The sequence below is a fragment of the Xanthomonas hydrangeae genome (assembly GCF_032697525.1).
Classification (GTDB): domain Bacteria; phylum Pseudomonadota; class Gammaproteobacteria; order Xanthomonadales; family Xanthomonadaceae; genus Xanthomonas; species Xanthomonas hydrangeae.
In genome coordinates, this window is the sequence record NZ_CP103836.1 from 2,931,672 (window position 1) to 2,955,034 (window position 23,363).

The following is a 23,363-nucleotide window of genomic DNA, read 5'->3' on the forward strand; positions in this document are numbered from 1 at the left end:
TCGCATCGCTTAGAAACCCCGCGCAGCAAGCACGCGGGCCCGATGACGGCCCAGGCCGTCAGCGCTCAGGCGATGGGAGGTCGAACCGGTTGCTCGGGCAACGGGCTGCTGCATCCTTCGGCCAGGTTGGCCGGCAACGACGAGTGACCGAGCAGGCCTGCGGGCACCGCAGGCAGGGTCAGCAAGGCGAGGCTGCAATGCTGCAGGCAGTCGCAACTGCCCAGCTTGCAGCAATCTGCCGCGTGCGCGTGCTTGGCGTTGTCGTGGGTAGGCACGGCGGCAGTCGGCTGCATGTCGGCATGGCACGGCATTGCGGCCGGCAGGGAAGCGTGCGCAGCTGACGCAGCCGGCGCCATCGCACCCGAGGCCATCACCGGCATCGCCATGCCCACCGACGCCCACGCGCCGGTGGCCGTATTGGCAACCAGGCACAGGCACAGCAGCAGGCGGAGCAGGCAACGCAGCACAGGCGGTCAGGGCAGGCGAACAGGTGCGATGAGCATAGCATCGGCTCCCAGCTGTCCGCCCGATGACCCGCCGGCCGTGGCCGCGCGCCTGGCAGCGGTAGAATTGGGGCTTCCTTCGTCGCACAGTCCTGCCATGTCGCAGCGCCAGTGGGTGGCCGCCGCCATCCAGAAGATCGAAGCCGATTTCAACCGTTCGGCCGACACCCACCTGATTCCGATGGACCTGCCGGGCTATCCGGGTATCGACCTGTATTTCAAGGACGAGTCCAGCCACCCCACCGGCAGCCTCAAGCATCGGCTGGCGCGCTCGCTGTTCCTGTACGCGCTGACCAACGGCTGGCTGCGTGCGGGGCGGCCGGTGATCGAGGCCTCCAGTGGCTCGACGGCGATTTCCGAAGCGTATTTCGCACGCTTGCTGGGTGTGCCCTTCATCGCGGTGATGCCGGCCTCGACCTCGCCCGAAAAGATCGCCGCGATTCAATTCCAGGGCGGCCGCTGCCATCTGGTCGAGCGTGCCTGCGATCTGGACAGCGCCTCGCACGAGCTTGCGCGCGAGACCGGCGGGCACTTCATGGACCAGTTCACCTACGCCGAGCGCGCCACCGACTGGCGCGCCAACAACAACATCGCCGAGTCGATCTTCAAGCAGCTGGCCGACGAACCGCATCCGATTCCCGAGTGGATCGTGTGCAGCCCCGGCACCGGCGGCACCAGCGCCACGCTTGGCCGTTACGTGCGCTATCGGCGCCACGCCACCCGCATCCTGTGCGTGGACCCGGAAGTGTCGGTGTTCTTCGACGGTTATTGCCGCGCGGTGGACGGGCAGTGCCCCAAGGAGCTGGCCATCACGGGCGGTTCGCGTATAGAGGGCATCGGCCGCCCGCGGGTGGAGTCCAGCTTCATCGCCAGCTGCGTGGACATGATGATCAAGGTGCCCGACGCCCTGAGCCTGGCGGCGATGCGCCATGTCAGCGCCACGCTCGGCCGCCGCGTCGGTGGTTCCACCGGCACCAACTTCGTCGGCGTGCTGCAGGCCGCCCAGCGCATGCGCGAGGCAGGCCGTAGCGGCTCCATCGTCACCATCCTGTGTGATGCCGGCGAGCGCTACGCGCACAGCTATTACGACCCGGCCTGGTACGCGGCGCGCGACATCGACGTTACCGACAGCGATGCGGCCATTGCCGTCGCTGTCAACGGCGGCGACTTGCCCACGTTGCCTTGTGCGGCGCTGGAATGACCGCCATATCCTTGGAGCTGCCATCAACACTGCTGCGCCTCACGACGTTTTGCTAGCCACACGTGTTGATTCTTGATCCAGTCACCCGTCATCCAGTCCACCGCCGGAGCGCCCCATGACCAACCCGCTGCTCGACCTGTCCGGACTGCCGTCCTTCGATGCGATCCGCCCCGAACACGTGGGTCCGGCAATCGATCGCCTGCTGGCCGACGCCGAGGCCGCGGTGAAAGCGGCCGAGCAGGTCAGCCCGGTCAGCTGGGACAGCTTCGTGGTGCCGCTGGACGATGCCACCGAGCGGCTGTGGCGCGCCTGGGGGCAGGTGGGCCATCTGCAGGCGGTGGTGAACACGCCGGAACTGCGCGAGGCCTACAACGGCAATCTGCCCAAGCTCAGCCGCTTCGGCAGCGCGCTGGCGCAGAACCTGGCGCTGTATGCGCAGTACAAGGCGCTTTCGGAATCGCCGGAAGCGGCGCACTACGACGCCGCCCGCCGCAAGGTCTTGGAAAATGCGCTACGTGATTTCCGCCTCGGTGGCGCCGAGCTGGATGACGCGTCCAAGGCGCGCTTTGCGCAAGTGCAGGAAGAGTTGTCCGCGCTGGCGGCCAAGTTTTCGCAAAACGTGCTCGATGCCACCGATGCATGGGCGTACGTGACTGAAGACGAAAACGAGCTGTCCGGCCTGCCAGCCGAAGTGATCGCCGCCGCGCGCGCTGCTGCGGAAAAAGACGGGGTGCCGGGATGGAAGCTCACCTTGCAGATGCCGTGCTACCTGCCGGTGCAGACCGATGCGGACAATCGCGAGTTGCGCGCGCGCCTGTATCGCGCCAATGCCGAGCGCGCCTCCGAGTTCGGCGATGCAGCGCTGGATAACAGCGCCAATATCAACCGCATTCTCGCCCTGCGCGCCGAGCTGGCGCGGCTGCTTGGATTTGCAAGTTATGCTGAGTATTCCGTTGCCACCAAGATGGCGGAAAGCCCGGATGAAGTGATGGGCTTTCTGCGCGATCTGGCCGTGCGCGCCAAGCCGTATGCGCAACGCGACCGCGCCGAGCTCGAAGCCTTTGCGCGCGACGAACTTGGCCTGGACGAACTGCAGGCCTGGGACCTGGCCTACGTCAGCGAAAAGCTCAAGCAGGCGCGCTACAGCTTCTCCGAGCAGGAAGTGAAACAGTATTTCACCGAGCCGAAAGTGCTGGCCGGCCTGTTCGATGTGATCCACAGCCTGTATGGACTCACCGTCAAGCCCGATAGCGCGCCGGTCTGGCATGAGGATGTGCGTTTCTATCGGTTGCAAGATGCGCAGGGCGAGCTGGTCGGGCAGTTCTATCTGGATCTGTACGCACGCGAAGGCAAGCGCGGCGGTGCATGGATGGACGATTGCCGCAATCGCCGCGACACCGCCAACGGCGTGCAGACCCCGCTGGTGTATCTGGTGTGCAACTTCGGCCGCGGCAGTGGCGATACGCCGGCCACGTTCCGACATGGCGAAGTCACCACGCTGTTCCATGAAATGGGCCACGGCCTGCACCAGTTGCTCACGCGTATCGGCGAGCTGGGTGTGGCCGGCATCAACGGCGTGGAATGGGACGCGGTGGAACTGCCGAGTCAGTTCATGGAGAACTTCTGCTGGGAATGGGAGCGCGTGCAGGCGATGACCGCGCATGTGCGCACCGGCGAACCGCTGCCACGCAATCTGTTCGATCGGCTATTGGCCGCACGCAATTTCCAGAGCGGCATGTTCACCGTGCGGCAGCTGGAATTTGCGTTGTTCGACATGCAGCTGCATAGCAGCTTCGACCCGGTGCAGGACAGCGTGCTGCACCTGATCGAGCGCGTGCGCGACGAAGTGGCGGTCAATCGCCCGCCGGCATGGAATCGCTTCCCGCACCAGTTCAGCCATATCTTCGCCGGTGGCTACGCGGCTGGATACTACAGCTACAAATGGGCCGAAGTGCTCAGTGCAGACGCCTACGCCGCCTTCGAAGAAGCGCCCGAACAGGTCGCCGACACTGGAGCACGTTTCCGGCATGAAGTGCTGTCGCGTGGCGGCAGCCGCAGCGCGGCCGACAACTTCCGCGCCTTTCGTGGACGTGCGCCGAGCATCGATGCATTGCTGCGGCATAACGGCATGGCGGGCTGATCGCAGGCGTTTACGTTGTGTCGCCAAAGCGTCGTCAGCTGCGCACCGCATCCGGCTGCGGTGCATCGGCGCGCGCAAAAGGCTGGCGGAAACACTGCATCGGACATCGTGTGTCCTTGAGTTCGAGCGGGTCCCATCGTGCTGAAGGACCAGGCACCCGCTCGCTCAGGTGCCTTCTACATCCTCAGGATTCTGCAAGTCGCGGCACTGTGCATGGCGTTCGCCCACCTGGGCCAGTGCGCCAGGAAATCCCAGGGCATAGGCATCCAGGTCGATCCAGGCAGGGTTGAGCGTCTCCACCAACTGCCGCCGCCAGGCATGCGGCCAGGCGCGAAGTTGCGTGGCGCGGGCCTTGGCAGCTGCCAGATCGGTGCAGGCCTCGAACCACACCAGCAGCAGCGGCATCACGCGCTCCCTGGGCAAGCTGGCTTCCTGCTTCGCGATGATGCGCCGGCGGGTGTCGCTGATTGCGCCCAGACCACTTGCCACGTCGATGTAAAACGCCTCCCGCCGCGCATGCGCCAGCAGGTAAACCACCGATGGGCCATGAAACAAGCTATCCCAGTCGGCATGCTCAAGCGCCGCGAATTCCGATCTCACCGGAGAGCGCGTGTCAGCCATCTTCGCTACCTCCCTACGCTATGCGCCACCGGCCAGCCCGAGTGCGTCGATCAAGATACTGGCATGGTGTTCGCAGGTTACCAAAGAGAACGCGATCATGTGACGAGTGCAGTTTGTAGGTAGGGACACGATCGATGTGCCGGTCGCTTGTGATCAAACCACGTCGAACTGGTGGCCGCCACGGGCAGGGCAAGCTGGCGGCCACTCATCGGAGGCCATGCCGCGCGACAAGCGTCAATCAGTAGCGACACACCGTTCGCTGCGCTCGAATGCCGATGCCGAACAGGTCACGCCATCCTGTTCTGCATCCGCCACGCCATCAATCGTCACACCCGGCCGAACACCAATGCGCCATTGGTGCCGCCAAAACCGAAGCTATTGGACATCACGGTGTTCAATGTGGCCTCCTGGGTCTGTCGCAGGATCGGAAAGCCTTCCGCGCGCGGGTCGAGCTCGTCGATATGCGCCGAGCCGGCCATGAAACCATCGCGCAGCATCAGCAGGCTGTAGATCGCCTCGTGCACGCTGGCCGCGCCCAACGAATGGCCGGACAGCGCCTTGGTCGAGGACAGCGGTGGCACGTTGTCGCCGAACACCTCGCGCACCGCGCCCAGTTCGGTGACATCGCCCAGTGGGGTGGAGGTGCCGTGGGTGTTGAGATAATCGATCGGCTGGCTGAGGCCTTGCATGGCCATGTGCATGCAGCGCACCGCGCCTTCGCCGCTGGGTGCGACCATGTCCGCGCCATCGGAGGTCACGCCATAACCGAGCAGTTCGGCATGGATGCGTGCGCCGCGTGCGATGGCGTGGTCGTAGTCTTCCAGCACCAGCATGCCGCCGCCGCTACCGATGACGAAGCCATCGCGCTGCGCATCGTACGGGCGCGAGGCGACCGCAGGGCGATCGTTGAAGCCGGTCGACAACGCGCCCATCGCATCGAACATCACGCTCATGGTCCAGTGCAATTCTTCGCCGCCGCCGGCGAACATTACATCCTGCGCGCCATGCCGGATCAGATCCGCAGCCGCGCCGATGCAATGCGCCGAGGTCGCACACGCGGCAGACAGCGAGTAGCTCAGGCCGCGAATCTTGAACGCGGTGGCCAACGATGCAGACACTGCGGAACACATCGTGCGCGGCACCATGTACGGGCCGACCTTGCGCACGCCACGGTTGCGCAGCAGATCGGCGGTTTCCACCTGCCATTGGCTGGATCCGCCACCGGAGCCGGCAATCACGCCTGTACGCAGTGCGCTGACCTGTTCGGCATCCAGTCCGGCATCGGCGATCGCATCGCGCATCGCCAGATACGCGTACGCCGAGGCATCGCCCATGAAGCGCTTGAGCTTGCGGTCGATCAGGCTGTCCAGATCCAGCGCCACCGCGCCGCCCACCTGGCTGCGCAGGCCTGCTTCGGCGTGATCGGGCAATGCGGTGATGCCAGAGCGGCTCTCGCGCAGTGCAGTGGAGACGGTGTCCAGATCATTGCCCAGACACGAATTGATGCCCATTCCGGTGACGACGACACGGCGCATCAGAAATTCTCCGTTGAAGTGAACATGCCTACGCGCAGGTCTTTGGCAGTGTAGATCTCGCGCCCGTCCACCAGCATGCGCGCATCGGTCTGCGCCATCACCAGCTTGCGGTTGATCACGCGGCTGATATCGATCTCGTACGTTACCAATGTGGCGCTTGGCAGCACCTGGCCGGTGAACTTGACCTCTCCGCAACCCAGCGCGCGGCCGCGACCCGGCGCGCCGATCCAGGTGAGGAAGAAGCCGGTCAGCTGCCACATCGCATCCAGGCCCAGGCAGCCGGGCATCACCGGGTCGCCGATGAAGTGGCAGCCGAAGAACCACAGGTCCGGGCGGACATCGAGTTCTGCGCGGATCACGCCCTTGCCGTGTGCGCCGCCGGTATCGTTGATCTCGGTGATGCGGTCGAACATCAGCATCGGGTCGTTGGGCAGGCGGGCACTGTCGGGGCCGAACAATTCCCCACGCGCGCTGGCCAGCAATTGGTCACGCGAGTACGCACTTTGACGAGTCATGACGAACGTTTCCTGCAAGAAGCGATAAGGCGAGGCCGGCAAGCGTGCATGAGGGCGCGCGGTTCAATCAAACGTTTTATCCGTACGCATGCGTGCTGTGTTCAACCGGTTGCGCAGTGCGGCAAGCGGTCTGTGCAGGCTGGATCAAGGCGTGAGACGCGGCTGATTTATCATGTGTATTCAGCACTTGGAGAGACGCCAGCTTGATGCGCAAGATCGTGCATGTGGACATGGATGCGTTCTACGCGTCCGTGGAGCAACGTGACGATCCATCGCTGCGCGGCAAGCCGGTGGTGGTGGCGTGGCGCGGTGCGCGCTCGGTGGTGTGCGCAGCCTCCTACGAGGCGCGTACCTTCGGTATTCGTTCGGCCATGCCGGCGATGCGTGCCGAACGTCTATGTCCGGATGCGGTGTTCGTGCCGCCGGATTTTGCGCGCTACAAGGCGGTGTCGCGGCAGGTGCGCGAGATCTTCCATCGGCATACCGATCTGGTCGAGCCGCTATCGCTGGACGAAGCCTATCTGGATGTCACGCAAGCCAAGACCGGCATGCAACTGGCCACCGAAATCGCGCAACTGATCCGCACCCAGATCCGCGAGGAAACCCAGCTCACTGCATCGGCGGGCATCGCGCCGAACAAATTCCTGGCCAAGATCGCTTCGGACTGGCGCAAGCCCGATGGACAGTTCGTCATCGCGCCCAGTCGTGTGGATGCGTTCCTGCTGCCGCTGCCGGTCAACCGCATTCCTGGCGTGGGCAAGGTGATGGATGGCAAGCTGGCGGCGTTGGGCATCGTCACCGTGGCCGATTTGCGACTGCGACCGCTAGAGGAGTTGCAGGCGCATTTCGGCAGCTTCGGGCAGAGCCTGTATCGCCGCGCGCGTGGTATCGACGAGCGCCCGGTCGAACCGGATCAGGAGGTGCAATCGGTCTCCTCGGAAGACACCTTCAGCGAAGATATCGCGCTGGAGGCGCTGGAGGCGCTGGATCCGCATATCCTGCGCCTGGCCGAAAAAACCTGGCTCGCCACGCGGCGCACCGAGCGTATCGGGCGCACCGTGGTGCTGAAATTGAAGACCTCGAACTTTCGCATTCTGACCCGCTCGTACACGCCGGAGCTGCCACCGGCCTCGCTGGAGGCACTGGCAGAGATTGCATTGGCGCTGACCCGGCGCGTGGAGTTGCCCGCCGACACGCGCTATCGCCTGGTCGGTGTAGGACTGAGTGGTTTCAGCGATGCGGAAGAGGGTGCTGTGCAGGGCGAGTTGTTCGGCGATGTGCCGCAGGCGCAGTGAGTGCGATGCGCGGTGCCTGCAGTGCTGCGGCGTTGGCGTGCTGCATGCATCAATGACTGCATCGACGCATGCATCCACACTCCCCATCGCGCCACAGTGACACGCTGTGAATCCTGTACTTCGTACACTGCGCCTCGCTCCCTCCACACAAGGCAGTCCGCATGTATCCGTATCCACTGGTGATTTTCGACCTGGATGGCACGCTGGTGGACAGCGCACCGAATATCGCCGAAGCACTCAACGCCACCTTGCAGGAGCTTGGGCTGCAGCAGTTCAGCGAAGCGACGATCCGCAGCTGGATCGGCGAAGGCGTGCACGTGCTGCTCGCCACCGCGTTGCGCGAAGCCGGCGGCACGCACGATGCCGATACCGAAATGCCGGTGATGATGCGTCACTACGAAGCCTGCCTGCTGCACAACCCACAGGTGTATCCCGGCGTTGCCGAGGCACTTGCAGGCTTGCGTGAGGCCGGCGTCACGCTGGCGTTGTGTACCAACAAGCCGTCGCGCTTTATCGCGCCGCTGTTGGAGCATCTGGGCATCGCGGCGCATTTCAGCGCGCTGCTCGGCGGCGATTCGCTACCGCAGCGCAAGCCCGACCCGGCGCCGCTGCTGCACCTGGCCAGGCAGTTCCGGCACACCCCGCAGCAGTGCCTGATGGTGGGCGATTCGGCCACCGATGCAGCCGCCGCAACTGCCGCTGCAATGCCGTTGGCGATGGTGCGTTACGGCTATCTGCGCGGCTTCGATGTACAGACATCCGGCGCGGTGGCCATTGTCGATGACATGCGCGAACTGCTTGCGTTGAAGTAGCGCGCAGCAGCGTCGCCGCAGATCTGCGATTTGAGAATGAATCGCATCTGTGTAGAATGTGCGGACAATCTTGACTGCGTTGTAGCGCCTTGCACGTACCCAGTGCACGTTGCACGCATCACCCCCACCGTGTCACCTCAAGCCGTCGCCAGAGGTCTATCTCCTGTCGAGAGGTTTGAGAATGTCCGCATCACGCCGGTCATGGATGTCTGTGCCTGCACACCATCCCGTGCTGTCCAACCGTCAGCTGGTGCTGGCCATTGCGCTCGGTTGTAGCAGCTACATTTGCAGCGCATCTGCTGAAGACGCCGCAGCCGATCCGCAATCGCTGGACACCGTGCACGTCACTGCCGCACAGATCGCCCGGCAAGCATTGGGTTCGTCGGTGATCACGGCCGAAGACATCGAGCGGCGCCCACCGGTCAACGATCTCTCACAGCTGCTGCGCACCATGCCGGGCGTCAATCTCACCGGCAACAGTGCTTCTGGCCAGTACGGCAACAACCGCCAGATCGATCTGCGCGGTATGGGCCCGGAAAACACGCTGATTCTGGTCGATGGCAAGCCGGTGGGATCGCGCGATGCGGTGCGCATGGGCCGCAGCGGCGAGCGCAATACGCGTGGCGACACCAACTGGGTGCCGGCCGAAGCGGTGGAGCGCATCGAAGTGCTGCGTGGCCCGGCTGCGGCACGCTATGGCTCGGGTGCCTCCGGTGGTGTGGTCAACATCATCACCAGGAAGCCCACCGGCGATCTGACCGGCTCGATGACGGTGTTCGGCCTGGTGCCGCAGCACAGTGCCGAAGGTGGCGGCCAGCGCGCGGGATTCCAGCTCAGCGGCCCGCTGTCCGATACGTTCTCGTTCCGTCTCTACGGCAACCTCAACAAAACCGACCCGGATGCGCTGGATCTCAATCGCCGCTTCGCTAGCAACGCTGCCGCAGTGCCGCCGGCCGGGCGCGAGGGCGTGCGCAACAAGGACATCAACGGCTTGCTGCGTTGGGATCCGATGGAAGGCCAGGTCATCGAACTCGATGCCGGCTTCAGCCGCCAGGGCAATCTGTACGCAGGCGATCGCGCGGTCAGCGCCGACGGTCTGGCCGGCGCGGATCTGGGCGCCTTGTTCGGCAGCGAAACCAATACCATGATCCGCCGTACCGCATCGCTGACCCATCGCGGCACCTGGGCGCTGGGCACCTCGCGCCTCACCGCTGCCTATGAAGGCACCGACAACACCCGTCTCAACGAAGGCCTGGCCGGCGGGCCGGAAGGCTCCATCGCCGCCGGTCTGCTCAACTCCACCGCCACGCTCGATAACCTCAACATCGATGGCGAATTCAACATGCCGCTGCAGGCCTGGGCCGAGCAGGTGCTGACGCTGGGCTTCGAGCGCCGCCAGAGCCGCCTCAGCGATGCCTATTCGATGTCGCAGGCCGTCACCGCCGGCGGTGGCTTCCCCGGCCTTGCCGCAGGCGCACGCAGCCCGCGCAGCGAAGCCACGCTCAGCGCGGTGTATCTGGAAGACAACATCTATGCCACCGAGCGGCTGACGCTCACGCCGGGCCTGCGACTGGATCACCACAGCCAGTTCGGCAACAACCTCAGCCCCAGCCTCAACGTGCAGTACAAACTCACCGACGACTGGCTGCTCAAGGGCGGCATCGCGCGCGCGTTCAAGGCGCCAAACCTGTACCAGTCCAACGCCAATTATCTGTATTACACGCGCGGCAATGGCTGCCCAGTGCTGTTCCCCAATCTCGGCTCGGGCTGCTATATCCAGGGCAACGACAACCTCGATCCGGAGACCAGCATCAACAAGGAGATCGGCATCGAGTGGGCACCGCAGAGCGGTCACCATGCCTCGCTGACCTATTTCCACAACGCCTATGACGACAAGATCGTTGCCGGCATGGTGCCGGTTGGCGTCACTGTCGACAGGCGTGGGCAGGTGTTCCAGTGGACCAACGCATCGGAAGCGATCGTGCAGGGCGTGGAAGGCAATCTCACGTTGCCGCTGCTGGGCGAGCAGGGCCGCGTGCTGAAGTGGAATACCAACGTGACCTACATGATCGAGAACAAGAACACCGCCACCGATCAGCCGCTGTCGGTGATCCCCGAATACACGGTCAACACCACGCTGGATTGGCAACCGACCCAGGCCTTGTCGCTGCTGCTCACCGGCACCTTCTACGGCAAGCAGGAATCGGCCACCCAATCGAGCACCAGCGGCGGCGCCATCGCCCCCGACGCGCGCGACCCCTACGATCTGTGGGGCATCAGTGCGCGTTACCGCATCACCCGCAAGATCAGCGTGGGAATGGGCGTGGACAACCTGTTCGACACGCGCCTGTTCCGCGAAGGCACCAACAACACCGGCGGTGCGGCGGGTGCGGCCACCTACAACGAGCCGGGGCGCGCGTATTGGGCGAGCTTGAGTTTCGGCTTCTAAATGGCGATGTAGCGCCGCGTACAAACGTGCGCGGCGCATGAAGGGAGCGTGCAGTAATGCGACATCATCGTTGGCGGCTTGCGTGCGCCGGTGTGCTGATGTGGATCGTCGGCATGACGCCGCTGTTCGCACAGCCGGATCTGACCCGCACGCTCGGCAGCACCGTCGCCGATCGTCCCAGCGCCTCCTATGTCTTCAGCGAATTGCGTCTGGACTCGGCCGATGCTCAACGCCATTACCGCGTACGAATTGCCACACCCAGGGCAGCGCCGCCCGCTGCGGGATATCCGGTGGTGTATCTGCTGGATGGCAATGCGGCATTGATGGAACTGGATGAGCGCCTGCTCGACAGCCTGTCCACGCACGGCGCTGCACCGGTGCTGGTGTTCATCGCCGACGACAGTGCGCTGCGCATCGATGCGGTGGGGCGCAGTCTGGATTACACGCCTGCGCGTTTTACCGATGGCCGTGTGGAAACCGATCCGCTGAATCCGCAGCGCAGGACCGGCGGCGCGGCCGCATTCGCGCAACTGATCGCCACACGCATTCGCCCGCAGGTGGAAGCGCGCGTGTCGTTGGATCGTCAGCGGCAAACGCTATGGGGCCATTCGTATGGCGGGCTGTTCGTGCTGCAGATGTTGTTGACACAGCCGCAGCTGTTTCAACACTACGTCGCGGTCGATCCATCGCTGTGGTGGGGCGATGGGTTTATCGTCCAGCAGGCGCGGCGCGTGGTGGATCAGGCACAAGCAGCTTCTGCAGACATGCAGCCATCGAAGCGTCGTTTGACGCTGATGGCAGGTGAGGGCAGGCCACCGGGACAAGATGCAGCACCAGATCGCCCCGGGCGGCCGCGTGCAGACCCACACGCTGCACAGAATCTCGTCACGCTGTTGTCGTCGTTACCCGGCCTCACCACCGAATACCAACCGCTACCCGGCCTTAGCCATGGTCAGACGCTGGGTGCATCGCTTGCGCCAACCTTACGGGATGCAGCGACGCGTTGATGATTCCATCGAATAATCGATCGAAGATCGATCGCTCGAGAAATCAACAATCACGCCGCTGCCGCTCGCATCACCATCGCCACGTGCACACAGCTACTGCAACGCGGCACAGACGCTCAATCGTCGTGCGTCTGGCCTGTTACCGCATCGTCATCGGCAGCCTCATGCATGTCGCCATGCGTAGCGTCGTTATCGGCGCGCGCGTAATGCACGGTTTCCACCGGCCCACCCACCGCGCGTCCACGCACCGGTAGCAACGCGCTGGCCGCTTCGTACTCGGCCAGCAAGGCATGCCGACGCGCTTCGGGCACCTCCTGCCAATGGCAGTCGGTCAACGCGCCCTCCAGCGAATACAGCAGATTGAGGCTGGGCTTGAAGCCGGCGCGGCGCACTTTGACGAACGCGCCCACCGCGCCCACCGCCTGCAGATCCTCCTGCGTGCGCAGGCCGACCTGACGCAGCCACGCTGCACTCTTCGGGCCGATATTGCGCAGCCGTTCGGTGGTCACGTCAGCGCGCCGACAAAGACCTGCGCAATGGCTTCCAGGCCGCGCTGATCGTCGGCATCGAAGCGATCCAGCTCCGGGCTGTCCAGATCCAGCACGCCGATCAGCGCATCGCCCTTGACCAGCGGGATCACCAGCTCCGAGCGCGAGGCCGAATCGCAGGCGATATGCCCTGGGAAGGCATCCACATCGGCAATGCGCTGGCTCTGCCGGGTGCTGGCGGCCGCGCCGCACACGCCCTTGTCCAGCGGGATGCGCACGCAGGCCGGCAAGCCCTGAAACGGCCCCACCACCAGCTCGCGGCCGTCGTAAAAATAGAAGCCGGCCCAGTTGAGCGACGGCAACGCGTTGAAGATCAGCGCAGCCAGGTTGGCGGCGTTGGCGATCCGATCCGGCTCGCCATGCACCAGTGCCTGGGCCTGGGCGGTGAGCTGGGCGTATTGTTCCGGCTTGCTGCCGGTCAGCGAAGAAGTTGCGAACATGGCCGAAGTCTAGCAGCGGCCATCCGCAGGGTCGTTGCGACTCAGCGTTCCGTTCGGATCCGCACGCTATGCTGCGCGCCCTCACTGCAACCGCGGCGTGGCCGCAGGAACCAAACGCATGCAGCTTTCGGCGTTCTATGTCACCGGCACCGACACCGGCATCGGCAAGACCATGGGCAGCACCGCGTTGCTGCACGCATTGCGCGCACGCGGGCACACCGCCGTGGGCCTGAAGCCCGTCGCCAGCGGCTGCGAGCAAACCGCGCACGGCTGGCGCAACGCGGACGCCCTGGCGCTGCAGGCCGCCAGCGACCCGCAACCCGACTACGCCACCCTCAATCCCTATGCCTTGCCGGCCCCACTGGCGCCGGAGCTGGCTGCGGCCGATGTCGGCGTGACCCTGTCGCTGGAGCCGATCGCCCGCGCCTTCGCGCAATTGCGCACGCAGGCCGAGGTGGTGGTGGTCGAAGGCGTCGGCGGCTGGGCCGCGCCGCTGAGCGCCGATCTGGACCAGGCCGATCTGGTCCGCGCGCTCAAGCTGCCCGTCGTGCTGGTGGTCGGCGTGCGGCTGGGCTGCATCAATCACGCGCGCCTGACTGCCGCCGCCATCGCCGCCGATGGGCTGGACTGCATCGGCTGGATCGCCAACGAAATCGATCCGCAGATGGAGCGCATCGAAGAGAACATCGGCATGCTGCGCCAGCGCCTGACGATGCCGTACTGGGGCCGGATCGCATGGCGGCCGGGTGTCGACGCTGCAACCCAGGCCAAGTGGCTGCAGCTGCCGCAGTGAGGTGGGGCAATCAGGCGGGTAGCTATCTCAGGATGGCGAGAGAGAACGCGCCATCACAAGAAATTCGTTTCGTTTATTTCGGATATCCAGCATTTCGTTTATGCTGGACTCCGTTTCCATTGCACCAGCGTGCTCACATGTCGAACATTGCTCCGTCCAAGATGGTCCTGCCTGTCGAGCGCGAGGTCGCCGCTGCAGTGCAAGGCCAACGCGCCTTGGCGGCCTACCTTGCCACCAGCTTCGAAACCCAGCGCATCCAGATCTTCGACGACCAGAACCAGGCCCATCAGGTGGAATTGCCCACCTCCGCACTGCGCCTGCTGATGGATGTCCTGGCCGAGCTCGCCGATGGCAATGCGGTGCAGGTGGTGCCCATCCACGCCGAGTTGACCACCCAGGAAGCTGCCGATCTGCTGAACGTTTCCCGGCCGCATATGGTCAAGTTGATGGAAGAGGGCGCGCTGGCGTTCCACCGCACCGGCAGACATCGCCGCGTACGTTTTGCCGACCTGATGCAGTTCAAGCGCGAACGTGAGCGCGCCAGTGAGCAGGCCATGCAGGAACTGGCCACGCAGGCCCAGGAGCTGGCGCTGGGATATCAGTGAGGCATTCGCCATTCACTGCAGTCTACGATGCGTGCGTGCTGTATCCGGCGCCGCTCCGGGACTTGTTGATGTGGCTGGGACTATCGGGCAGGTTCCGTGCGCGCTGGAGCGTGCAAATCCACCAGGAATGGAAGCGCAGTTTGTTGCTCAACCGTCGCGACCTGACAGCAGAGCAGGTGGACCGTACCTCGGCACTCATGGACCGAGCCATTCCGGATTGCCTGGTAAGTGGCTACGAACCGTTGATTGAGGCGCTGCATCTGCCCGATCCAAACGATCGCCACGTGCTGGCTGCTGCGATCCGCTGCAGCGCCAGCGTGATCGTCACCTTCAATCTGAAAGATTTCCCGTCCGCCACGCTCGCTCCCTTTGGGATCGAGGCGCAACACCCGGACGAGTTCATTGAGAATCTGTTCGATCTGGACCAGGCGGCCGTTGTCTCTGCCGCTCAACGCCAGCGTGCACAGCTGACCAATCCAGGGATGGAAGTGGAGCGCTATCTGGAGGTGTTGCTACGGCAAGGACTCGTCCAGACCGTTAAAGCGTTGACCATTTACCGCACGGTTCTCTGACAGCCAGGTGGGCATCGCAAAGCGACATCGGCACGAAAAAAAAAAAAGCGTCGAGAGGCCACGACTCTGTCTTGGTGACTGCATGGTCCGATGACTTGGGCTAGCCAGCGATCAGAAAATAAAAAAGCCCGACAGAGGGAGGGATCTGTCGGGCCGGATTGCATGGGGGGAGGGACCCATGCAAAGACGCTGAATTTTGGTGGCCGTTACTTGCGCCGGTTCTTGCCTGTTGCGCCGGCCTGTTCGCTGCCGGTGTCGAACTTCTGCTTTGCAAACTGTCCAAGCTCGCTGGATATCTTCAATCCCATCCCGACCACTTCCTGATTGGCCGAAGCCAGGCGTTCCAGGTTGTCGCGGGCCAGTTGCAGGCCTTTTGGCCAGAGCGTCTGGTAGGCACCCAGGTCGCGTGCCTGCGCAAACTCACCGAAAAACGTGGTGGTTGCGTTGACGTTCTGCTCCAGCGTGTCCAATGCCAACTGGTTGGCACGTGCTGCGACAGAGGCGAACTGACTGGTAAAGCCGTTTTCGAACTGCGCCGACATTGCGAACCCCTTGGGGAATGCTGTGACCGTTTGTTGCGTTGCAGCATACGTGGATATTGCTGCGATGCAACACGTTTGCTGAAAATTTCCAAAACGGCTTCAAAAGGCTTTTGGGATCAACAAGTTATCCGGGCCGCAGAAACGGCAAAGCCGCCCAGCAGGCGGCCTTGCGTCACACGATTGCGCCAGGCAATCAGCCGCGATAACGGCAGCCGGAGGTGCAGGTTTCGTGCACCACGATCTCGCTCAGTGCCGGCAGCGCCGGCTTGAGCTGGTCCCAGATCCAGATCGCCAGACGCTCGCTGGTCGGGTTCTCCAATCCCTCGATGTCGTTGAGGTAGTGGTGGTCCAGGCGGTCGTAGATCGGCTTGAAGGCGGCCTTGATGTCGCCGAAATCCATGATCCAGCCGGTCTCGGCACCCGGCTCGCCGCTGACATGCAGTTCGATCCGAAACGAATGCCCGTGCAGGCGGGCGCATTTGTGCCCGGTCGGCACATTGGGAAGCCGATGCGCGGCTTCGAGCGTAAAGACTTTGAAGATATCCATGCGCGCCATTGTAAGTGCGCCAGTGCTTTTCGGACTGCCAATCGCAGCGAGACAGCCTATCTGCGAGCTCTTGAAGACAAACAGCAGCGCGCGTTGTTCTCGATGTGCTCAATCGCCATACGCAGCGCACGACGTCCGACGCGCCTCTTACCGCGTCTGGCTGCCAGCGTGTGTCACAGCGCGTCATATCCCTATGCAGTTATGTAATTTTTGTTAATCAATCGCGCATGGCCCACTGCAAAACCCCCATTCATGGATGCCGTGCGTGAAGCGCCCTACGCCTTACCTGCTGTCCCTTGCCGTTCTCTCGGCGCTGATTCCCCTCGCTCATGCCGACGACGCGACACCCGACACGGGCAAGACCCTGGCCACCGTCAGCGTCACCGGTTCCAACATCAAGCGCACCGACAGCGAAGGCCCGAACCCGGTGCAGGTGATCGACCGCCAGCAGCTGGAGCAGTCCGGCAAGGTCACCGTGGCCGACGCACTGCGCTCGATCTCGGCCAACACCGGCAATGCCACCAACGAAACCACCAACAACGGGTGGGCCTCCGGCTCGGCGGGCATCGGCCTGCGCGGGCTGTCGCAGAAGAACACGCTGGTGCTGCTCAACGGACGCCGGCTGGCCAATTACGGCTTTCCTGCCAATGGCCTGGGCGACACCTTCGTCAACCTCAACGCGTTGCCGCTGGTGGCGGTGGAACGCATCGAAGTGCTCAAGGACGGCGCCTCTGCCGTGTACGGCTCCGATGCGGTGGCTGGCGTGGTCAACATCATCACCCGGCAGGATTTCCAGGGCGCCGAGCTCGGCATCAGCGGCGGCACCTCCGATCAGGGCGGCATGGACACACAGCGCGCCAAGTTCATCGGCGGCATCGGCGATCTGGACCGCGACGGCTACAACATTCTTTTCAGTTTCGATGCCTACAACCGCGACCGGCTGGATCAGGACCAGCGCGAACTGACCCGCTCTGGCATCTATACCGATCTGCCGGGCGGGCGCTGGAACGGCTGGTCGGCCAAGGGCGCGCGCTATCTGGTCGGCGGCCGCTCGGTGCCGATGCTGGATGCGCAAGGCAATTGCCCCACCGGCACGGTGCTCACCGCCAGCGCGCCGATCGACGGCCTGGCCGGCGAGACCTGCGGCTTCAACCAGGCCCCGTTCACCACGCTGATCCCCTCGACCAAGCGCTATCAGGCCTATACCAACGCCACGTTCCGGCTCAGCGACACCGTCGAAGCGTTTGGCGAGGCGCTCTATAGCGAGGTCAAGGGCGTGTCGATCTTCGGCTCCAGCCCGTACTTCACCCTGGAAGGCGGCCGCTTCGCCTTGAACGCCAGCACCGGTCTGGCCGAGCCGGTGTCCAATTTGTTGCCGGCCTCCAGTCCGTATAACCCGTACGGCACCGCGGTGCCGATCGAATACACCTTCTTCGACCTTGGCCAGACGGTCAAAACCAATCGCTCGCAGTCCTACCGGTTTCTCGGCGGCGTGCGCGGTAAGACCGAACACTGGGATTGGGAAGCGGCGGCGTTCGCCGCGCGCAGCACCGAGCACGAAACCGTGTCCGGTGGCTTCGCCAATCGCTTTACCCTGGCGCAGGCGCTGGCCGACGGCAGCTACAACCTGCTCAACCCGTCCGCCACGCCGCAATCGGTGATCGACGGCATTAACCTCAGCACGCTGCGCCCGGCCCAATCGACGCTGCGCGGCGTCGATGCCAAAGTGTCCGGCAACCTGTTCGAGCTGCCGGCCGGCAGCGTCGGATTCGCCGCCGGTGCCGAGTGGCGTCAGGAAGAATTGGTCTCGCGTAATCCGCTACAGATCGATCAAGGCCTGCAGATCCGCCCGGCGATTGCCGCAGTGGATGGTGAGCGCAAGGTGTCGGCGCTGTATGCCGAAGTCAACCTGCCGCTGCTGCAATCGCTGGAACTGCAACTGGCAGGGCGCGGCGATCATTACAGCGATTTCGGCAATGCGTTTTCGCCCAAGGCCAGTTTGCGCTGGCAACCGCTCGATACGTTGCTGGTGCGCGCGGCCGCCTCGCGCGGCTTTCGCGCACCTTCGCTGTCGGAGAATGCAGCCAGCACCAATATCTCCTACGGTTCGGTGGTCGACCCGTTCGATCCGGACGTGCCGGGCTCGCGCCAGAACCCGACCTTCTTTACCGTCGGCAATACCGAGCTCAATCCGGAGCGCACGCGCAGCTATAACCTTGGCGTGGTGCTGTCGCCGTGGGCCGACACCAGCCTGAGCGTGGACTGGTACAAGATCGAACTGGAAAATCTGGTCGGCACCGGCAACAACGCCACCATCGTGCAGAACAACGACCCGGCCGATGTCATCCGCAACGAACGCGGCACGCTGGTGGCGGTGTACAACCGCTATCAAAACCTCAGCGAGCTGACGACCTCCGGTCTCGATGTCGAATTACGCCAGCGCTGGCGCACCGAAGCGGCCGGCAACTTTGGCCTCAATACCGCCTACACCCACGTGCGCGATTACCGTCGCCCCACCGTGGTCGGTGGCCCGTTGCAGGATTACGCCGGCAGCAATCTCGGCCCGTCGTTGCCGCGCAACAAGGCGACCACCACGCTGGACTGGAATCTGGACACGGTGAGTGCGGCGCTGACCTGGTACTACACCGGCGGCTACGACCAGAAGGCCAGCGCGGCGGCCAATGCCGTGCAATCGCGTGTGGGCGACTACAACCAGTTCGATCTCTATCTGGGCTACACCGGCATCGACAAGCTCACGCTCTACGCCAAGATCGAGAATCTGGCCGACAAGCAGCCGCCGGTCGATGCCTCGTTCCCGGGCATTCGCGCGCCATACGACTTCACCCAGTACGACCTGCGTGGGCGCTATTTCACTGTGGGCCTGGATTACCGATTCTGATCGGCATACGCACGGCCCTTGTGCGCGACGTGGGAGTGCCGGTCATGCCCCATCGCGCGCAAGCGGACTCCTGCACACTGCGGCAGCTAGGTTCGCGACCGCAGCCGTGCAATGGTGGCTCTGCCTGCCACCGCTCTGAACGACTGCAATCGCCATTGGCCCTGGACACTTTCAAGGAATCACGATGACCTCTTCGCAGCACGCCTGGCTACTCGCGTTGGCCTTCGTCGCGCCTCCCCTGGTCGCGCAACCTGCCGCACCACCCGCCGCGCTACCGGGTTACGACGCCGCTGCCGCACAGGCGCAACGCGCGCTGGAAGCACGTTTCGATAGCGGCTTGCAGGACGCCGATTATCGCGGCTGGTTGAAGCAATGGTCGTCGGCGCCCAATCACGTTGGCTCGCCGCATAACCTGGAGAACGCCCGCGATCTGCAAAGGCGCCTGCGCGGCTACGGGTGGGATGCGCGCATCGAAACCTTCGAGGTGTTGTGGCCTTCGCCCAAGACCTCGCAGCTGGAACTGCTCGGTCCCAAACCCTATGTCGCGCGTCTGAAGGAGCCGCCGCTGCCTGGCGACAGCACCTCCACCCAAACCGACAACGTACTGCCGCCCTACGTCATCTACGGCGGCAATGGCGATGTCACCGGCGATCTGGTCTACGTCAATTACGGCATCGCCGAAGACTACGAAGTGCTCGCTCGCAACGGCGTGGACGTGCGCGGCAAGATCGTCATTGCGCGCTACGGCAAGGGTTGGCGCGGGCTCAAGCCGCGGCTGGCACAGGAGCATGGTGCGATCGGCGCGATCATCTATTCCGATCCGCGCGACGACGGTTATTTTCAGGATCAGGCCTATCCGGATGGCCCGGCGCGTAACCAGTGGAGCGTACAGCGCGGCTCGGTCGCCAATTTCGCGATCTATCCCGGCGACCCGCTCACCCCGGGCGTCGGTGCCAGCAAAGGCGCCAAACGCCTGAAGATCGACCAGGCCGGCAGCGTGTTGAAGATTCCCACCTTGCCGATCAGCTGGGGCGACGCGCAGCCCTTGCTGGCCGCCCTGGGCGGGCCGGTGGCGCCGGAGGACTGGCGCGGCGCGCTGCCGATCACCTACCGCATCGGCGGCGGCGACACCGCGCGCGTGCACCTCAAGGTCGACGCGGACTGGGGTAGCCAGACCATCTACAACGTCATCGCCACCCTGCGTGGCAGCGAGTATCCGGATCAGTGGGTGGTGCGCGGCAATCACCGCGACGGCTGGGTGTTCGGTGCGGCCGATCCTTTGTCGGGCACCACCGCATTGCTGGCCGAAGCCAAGGCAATCGGTGAGCTGGCCAAGCAGGGGCAGCGCCCCAAGCGCACGCTCGTGTATGCCAGTTGGGACGGCGAAGAGGCCGGCCTGCTCGGCTCCACAGAGTGGGCCGAACAGCACGCCGACGAATTGCGCCGCAAGGCGGTGCTGTACGTCAACACCGACGGCAATGGGCGCGGCTTTCTCAATGCCGGCGGCAGCCATGCGCTGCAACGCCTGGTCAACGGGGTGGCGGCGGATCTGCGCGACCCCGACAGCGGCGTGAGCGTGCTCGAACGGCAACGTGCACGTGCGCGCATCGATGCCCTGGCGCCGACCGCCAAGCCGGCGCAAAAAGACATCGCCAAGCAGGTCGCGGCCGGTGGCGATGTGCCGCTCAAGGCGCTGGGCTCGGGCAGCGACTACAGCCCGTTCCTGCAGCATCTTGGGCTGGCGACGCTGGATCTGGGCTATGGCGGGCAGGGCGGCGGTAGCGGCGTCTATCACTCGCTATACGACTCCTACGATTATTTCGCGCGCTATATCGATCCGGATTTCAGCTATCTGCCGCTGTTGTCGCAGACCGTAGGCCGCACCGTGTTGCGCGTGGCAAATGCACCGGTGTTGCCGCAGCGTTTCGGCGACTTTGCCGATGCGGTGGCCGGATACGCGCAGGAGCTCAAGCAGCAGGCCGACAGCGATCGCACTGCCGCACGCACGCAGGCTGAGTTGTTGCAGGCGGGTGCCTACGCTGCGGTCGACAATCCCAACCGCCCGCAGCGCGCCCCCGAGTCGAAAGCCGCGGTGCCGCAGATCGACTTCGCCGCGCTGGATCAGGCCATTACCCGCCTGCAAACCAGCGCCAAGCGCTACGACGATGCGCTGGCATCGCGCGGCGGCAGCCTGGATGCAGGCGTGCGCGGCAAGCTCAATGCCTCGCTGCAGCGCATCGACCAGACCCTGCTGGCCGAAGGCGGTTTGCCGGGCCGGCCGTGGTACCGGAACCTGATCTACGCACCGGGCCTGGCCACCGGTTACGAGGTCAAGACCTTGCCGGGCATTCGCGAAGCGCTGGAAGACCGGCGTTGGGACGATCTGAGCAAATACATCGTGCAGACCGCCGCAGTGCTGGATCGGTATCGCGAGGCGATCGATCGCAATACGGCATTGATCGAAGGCTGATCAGCGCGCGCGTGGCTGGCAGGTGTCATCCGTGTGGAAGCAGCTGCGTCGCACACCGTTGGCATGCGCCTGTAGCGACATGTCTACCTTGCCCAGCTTGCGCCCACAAAAAAGCCGCCCCGAAGGGCGGCTTTTTCTTTCAGTTCACCGCATGCCTAAGCGCCGGTCACACCGGTGCACAGGATTCAGCGCGTGCCGCTCGGACGCTGACCACCACGGCCACCATCGCGACGGCCTGCGCCGGCACCGGCAGCAACACCGGCCTGACGCGGACCGCTGCTGCGCTGGCCACCCGGCTTCTTCGGGCCGGCATGCGCATGCGCCTGACGCGGCGCATCGCCATGCGGACGACGGGCATGGCTCTTGCGCGGGGCGCGATCGCCACCCGGCTGCTCGGCGCGGCCCGGGGCGCTGTTGCCCCAACGGATCGGGGTCTGCGGCTCGTAGCCCGGCACGTCGCGGATTTCCACGTCGCGGCCCAGCATGCGCACGATCTGACGCAGCAGCTTGGCCTCGTCCTGCGCCACCAGCGAGATCGCCTCGCCGGTGGAGCCGTTACGGCCGGTGCGACCGATGCGGTGCACGTAATCCTCGGCCACCATCGGCAGGTCGTAGTTGATGACCTTCGGCAGCTCGTTGATGTCGATGCCGCGCGCGGCGATATCGGTGGCCACCAGCACGGTCACGCGGCCGGCCTTGAAGTCGCTCAGCGCACGCATGCGCTGGCCCTGGCTCTTGTTGCCGTGGATCGCCGCGGTCTTGATGCCGGACTTCTCCAGGAACAGTGCCAGCTTGTCGCTGCCGTGCTTGGTGCGCGCAAAGACCAGGGTCTGCTCGCGGCTGTCCTGCGCCAACAGATGCAGCAGCAGGTCGCGCTTGCGCGCGCCATCGACCGGGTGCACGCGGTGGGTGATGCTCTCGGCCACGGTGTTGCTCGGGGTGACCTGGATCTGCATCGGGTTGCGCATGAACTCCAGCGCCAGCTGCTTGATGTTCTCTTCGAACGTGGCCGAGAACAGCAGGGTCTGACGGTCCTGGCGCGGCAGCTTGGTCAGGATGCGCTTGATCGACGGCAAGAAGCCCATGTCGAGCATGCGATCGGCTTCGTCCAGGATCAGCACTTCGATGCCGGACAGGTCCACGCTGCGACGCTCGATATGGTCGATCAGCCGGCCCGGGCAGGCGATCAGCAGGTCCACGCCACGACGCAGGGTATCGAGCTGGTTGCCCATGCCGACGCCGCCGTAGATCACCGCGCTGGGAATGCGCAGGTACTTGCTGTAGCCGCGCAGGCTGTCGTGCACCTGGGTGGCCAGCTCGCGGGTGGGGGTCAGGATCAGCGCGCGCGGCTTGCGCGGGCCGTTGACCGGCTGCGGCGTGGTGCCCAGGTGCTGCAGCAGCGGCAGGCCGAAGGCGGCAGTCTTGCCGGTACCGGTCTGCGCGCCGGCCAGCAGGTCGTGACCTGCCAGCACCAGCGGGATCGCCTGCTGCTGGATCGCGGTGGGGGTTTCGTAGCCCTGCTCGGCCAACGCGCGCAGCAGGAAGGGCGCAAGGCCCAGGGATTCAAAAGACATCAGGAAGCTCCAAGTAAAGCGCCGCCACCAGACAGAGCCCGGAGCGCAGACGCATTGCAGATGCAAAAAAGTGAGGCTCGGAGCGTTCCCGTGAACCGCGCTGCGAGATGGTGGAACAACCCAATCAAAGAGCGATGGGTTTGTCGGCACCACGAAAGGCGTCGGGTGGGGCGGGCGAGCGGATCGATCGATCCTGGCCTCGCCGGCTGTCCCTAAGGGAAACGGACGGCCGCATGCAGACCCGGCAAGTGTACGCGCGTTTGGCGCGCTGCACAAAAGGCGAGTTCATCGGTTG

20 protein-coding genes are annotated in these 23,363 nt (G+C 64.5%); 11 read left to right on the top strand and 9 right to left on the bottom strand.

What is annotated here, in order from left to right; translation table 11 throughout:
• Window positions 1–65: 65 nt before the first annotated feature.
• Window positions 66–467 carry a CopL family metal-binding regulatory protein gene (locus tag NYR97_RS12410; RefSeq protein ID WP_316693483.1) on the bottom strand — a complete coding sequence of 134 codons (402 nt, stop codon included), beginning with the start codon at window positions 465–467 and terminating at the stop codon, window positions 66–68.
• A 133-nt stretch (window positions 468–600) separates the two neighbouring features.
• On the opposite strand from NYR97_RS12410, the gene NYR97_RS12415 reads away from it, so the two are divergent.
• Together NYR97_RS12415 and NYR97_RS12420 are read left to right on the top strand one after the other, a co-directional pair.
• Window positions 601–1,704 (top strand): PLP-dependent cysteine synthase family protein, encoded by a 1,104-nt coding sequence (locus NYR97_RS12415; protein WP_316693486.1) that lies wholly within the window; start codon window positions 601–603, stop codon window positions 1,702–1,704.
• A gap of 115 nt (window positions 1,705–1,819) precedes the next feature.
• Window positions 1,820–3,844 carry a M3 family metallopeptidase gene (locus tag NYR97_RS12420; protein WP_316693488.1) on the top strand — a complete coding sequence of 675 codons (2,025 nt, stop codon included), beginning with the start codon at window positions 1,820–1,822 and terminating at the stop codon, window positions 3,842–3,844.
• A gap of 165 nt (window positions 3,845–4,009) precedes the next feature.
• On the opposite strand, the gene NYR97_RS12425 is transcribed toward NYR97_RS12420, so the two are convergent.
• From NYR97_RS12425 to fabA, 3 genes are all read right to left on the bottom strand, one after another.
• Window positions 4,010–4,465 (bottom strand): GIY-YIG nuclease family protein, encoded by a 456-nt coding sequence (locus tag NYR97_RS12425; protein ID WP_316693490.1) that lies wholly within the window; start codon window positions 4,463–4,465, stop codon window positions 4,010–4,012.
• Between the two features lie 326 nt (window positions 4,466–4,791).
• Window positions 4,792–6,000 (bottom strand): beta-ketoacyl-ACP synthase I, encoded by a 1,209-nt coding sequence (gene fabB, locus NYR97_RS12430; protein WP_210762265.1) that lies wholly within the window; start codon window positions 5,998–6,000, stop codon window positions 4,792–4,794.
• A complete protein-coding gene (gene fabA, locus NYR97_RS12435; RefSeq protein ID WP_176341626.1) occupies window positions 6,000–6,515 on the bottom strand; it encodes a 3-hydroxyacyl-[acyl-carrier-protein] dehydratase FabA in 516 nt (171 codons plus the stop codon). Before fabA ends, fabB begins: the two co-directional genes overlap by 1 nt.
• A 206-nt stretch (window positions 6,516–6,721) precedes the next feature.
• Between fabA and dinB the strand changes: the two genes are divergently transcribed.
• The 4 genes from dinB to NYR97_RS12455 all read left to right on the top strand — a co-directional run bounded on the left by dinB (window position 6,722) and on the right by NYR97_RS12455 (window position 12,078).
• Window positions 6,722–7,810, top strand: coding sequence for a DNA polymerase IV (gene dinB / locus NYR97_RS12440; protein ID WP_316693494.1), 1,089 nt, complete (start codon window positions 6,722–6,724; stop codon window positions 7,808–7,810).
• A 161-nt stretch (window positions 7,811–7,971) separates the two neighbouring features.
• Window positions 7,972–8,622 carry a phosphoglycolate phosphatase gene (locus tag NYR97_RS12445; RefSeq protein WP_316693497.1) on the top strand — a complete coding sequence of 217 codons (651 nt, stop codon included), beginning with the start codon at window positions 7,972–7,974 and terminating at the stop codon, window positions 8,620–8,622.
• Window positions 8,623–8,827: 205 nt separating this feature from the next.
• Complete coding sequence (locus tag NYR97_RS12450) at window positions 8,828–11,071, top strand: TonB-dependent siderophore receptor (protein WP_316693498.1); 2,244 nt, start codon at window positions 8,828–8,830, stop codon at window positions 11,069–11,071.
• 98 nt (window positions 11,072–11,169) lie between these two features.
• Window positions 11,170–12,078: an alpha/beta hydrolase gene (locus NYR97_RS12455; RefSeq protein ID WP_425613074.1), complete on the top strand. Its 909-nt coding sequence runs from the start codon at window positions 11,170–11,172 to the stop codon at window positions 12,076–12,078.
• A gap of 116 nt (window positions 12,079–12,194) precedes the next feature.
• Here the strand turns inward: NYR97_RS12455 and NYR97_RS12460 are convergent, their stop codons facing one another.
• Both NYR97_RS12460 and NYR97_RS12465 read right to left on the bottom strand, forming a co-directional pair.
• Window positions 12,195–12,587 (bottom strand): TfoX/Sxy family protein, encoded by a 393-nt coding sequence (locus NYR97_RS12460; RefSeq protein ID WP_316693502.1) that lies wholly within the window; start codon window positions 12,585–12,587, stop codon window positions 12,195–12,197.
• Window positions 12,584–13,066 (bottom strand): GAF domain-containing protein, encoded by a 483-nt coding sequence (locus NYR97_RS12465; RefSeq protein WP_006450459.1) that lies wholly within the window; start codon window positions 13,064–13,066, stop codon window positions 12,584–12,586. Before NYR97_RS12465 ends, NYR97_RS12460 begins: the two co-directional genes overlap by 4 nt.
• 118 nt (window positions 13,067–13,184) lie before the next feature.
• Here NYR97_RS12465 and bioD point away from each other — a divergent pair, with 118 nt between their 5' ends.
• The 3 genes from bioD (at window position 13,185) to NYR97_RS12480 (ending at window position 15,036) form a co-directional block, all read left to right on the top strand.
• Window positions 13,185–13,859, top strand: coding sequence for a dethiobiotin synthase (gene bioD / locus NYR97_RS12470; protein ID WP_316693508.1), 675 nt, complete (start codon window positions 13,185–13,187; stop codon window positions 13,857–13,859).
• 137 nt (window positions 13,860–13,996) lie between these two features.
• A complete protein-coding gene (locus NYR97_RS12475) occupies window positions 13,997–14,464 on the top strand; it encodes a helix-turn-helix domain-containing protein (RefSeq protein ID WP_316693510.1) in 468 nt (155 codons plus the stop codon).
• Window positions 14,461–15,036: a VapC50 family PIN domain-containing toxin gene (locus NYR97_RS12480; RefSeq protein WP_316693511.1), complete on the top strand. Its 576-nt coding sequence runs from the start codon at window positions 14,461–14,463 to the stop codon at window positions 15,034–15,036. Before NYR97_RS12475 ends, NYR97_RS12480 begins: the two co-directional genes overlap by 4 nt.
• A gap of 206 nt (window positions 15,037–15,242) precedes the next feature.
• Here NYR97_RS12480 and NYR97_RS12485 read toward each other — a convergent pair whose 3' ends face one another.
• Both NYR97_RS12485 and queD read right to left on the bottom strand, forming a co-directional pair.
• Window positions 15,243–15,578, bottom strand: a complete 336-nt coding sequence (locus tag NYR97_RS12485) for a phasin family protein (protein ID WP_316693513.1) — start codon at window positions 15,576–15,578, stop codon at window positions 15,243–15,245.
• A 193-nt stretch (window positions 15,579–15,771) separates the two neighbouring features.
• Window positions 15,772–16,125, bottom strand: a complete 354-nt coding sequence (queD, locus tag NYR97_RS12490) for a 6-carboxytetrahydropterin synthase QueD (RefSeq protein WP_316693514.1) — start codon at window positions 16,123–16,125, stop codon at window positions 15,772–15,774.
• Window positions 16,126–16,390: 265 nt separating this feature from the next.
• Between queD and NYR97_RS12495 the strand changes: the two genes are divergently transcribed.
• Complete coding sequence (locus NYR97_RS12495) at window positions 16,391–19,024, top strand: TonB-dependent receptor (protein WP_316693516.1); 2,634 nt, start codon at window positions 16,391–16,393, stop codon at window positions 19,022–19,024.
• A 184-nt stretch (window positions 19,025–19,208) separates the two neighbouring features.
• Window positions 19,209–21,494 carry a transferrin receptor-like dimerization domain-containing protein gene (locus tag NYR97_RS12500; RefSeq protein WP_316693518.1) on the top strand — a complete coding sequence of 762 codons (2,286 nt, stop codon included), beginning with the start codon at window positions 19,209–19,211 and terminating at the stop codon, window positions 21,492–21,494.
• A 185-nt stretch (window positions 21,495–21,679) separates the two neighbouring features.
• Here the strand turns inward: NYR97_RS12500 and NYR97_RS12505 are convergent, their stop codons facing one another.
• Entirely contained in the window at window positions 21,680–23,068 is a 1,389-nt protein-coding gene (locus NYR97_RS12505; protein WP_006450465.1) for a DEAD/DEAH box helicase, read from the bottom strand.
• Window positions 23,069–23,363: the final 295 nt, after the last annotated feature.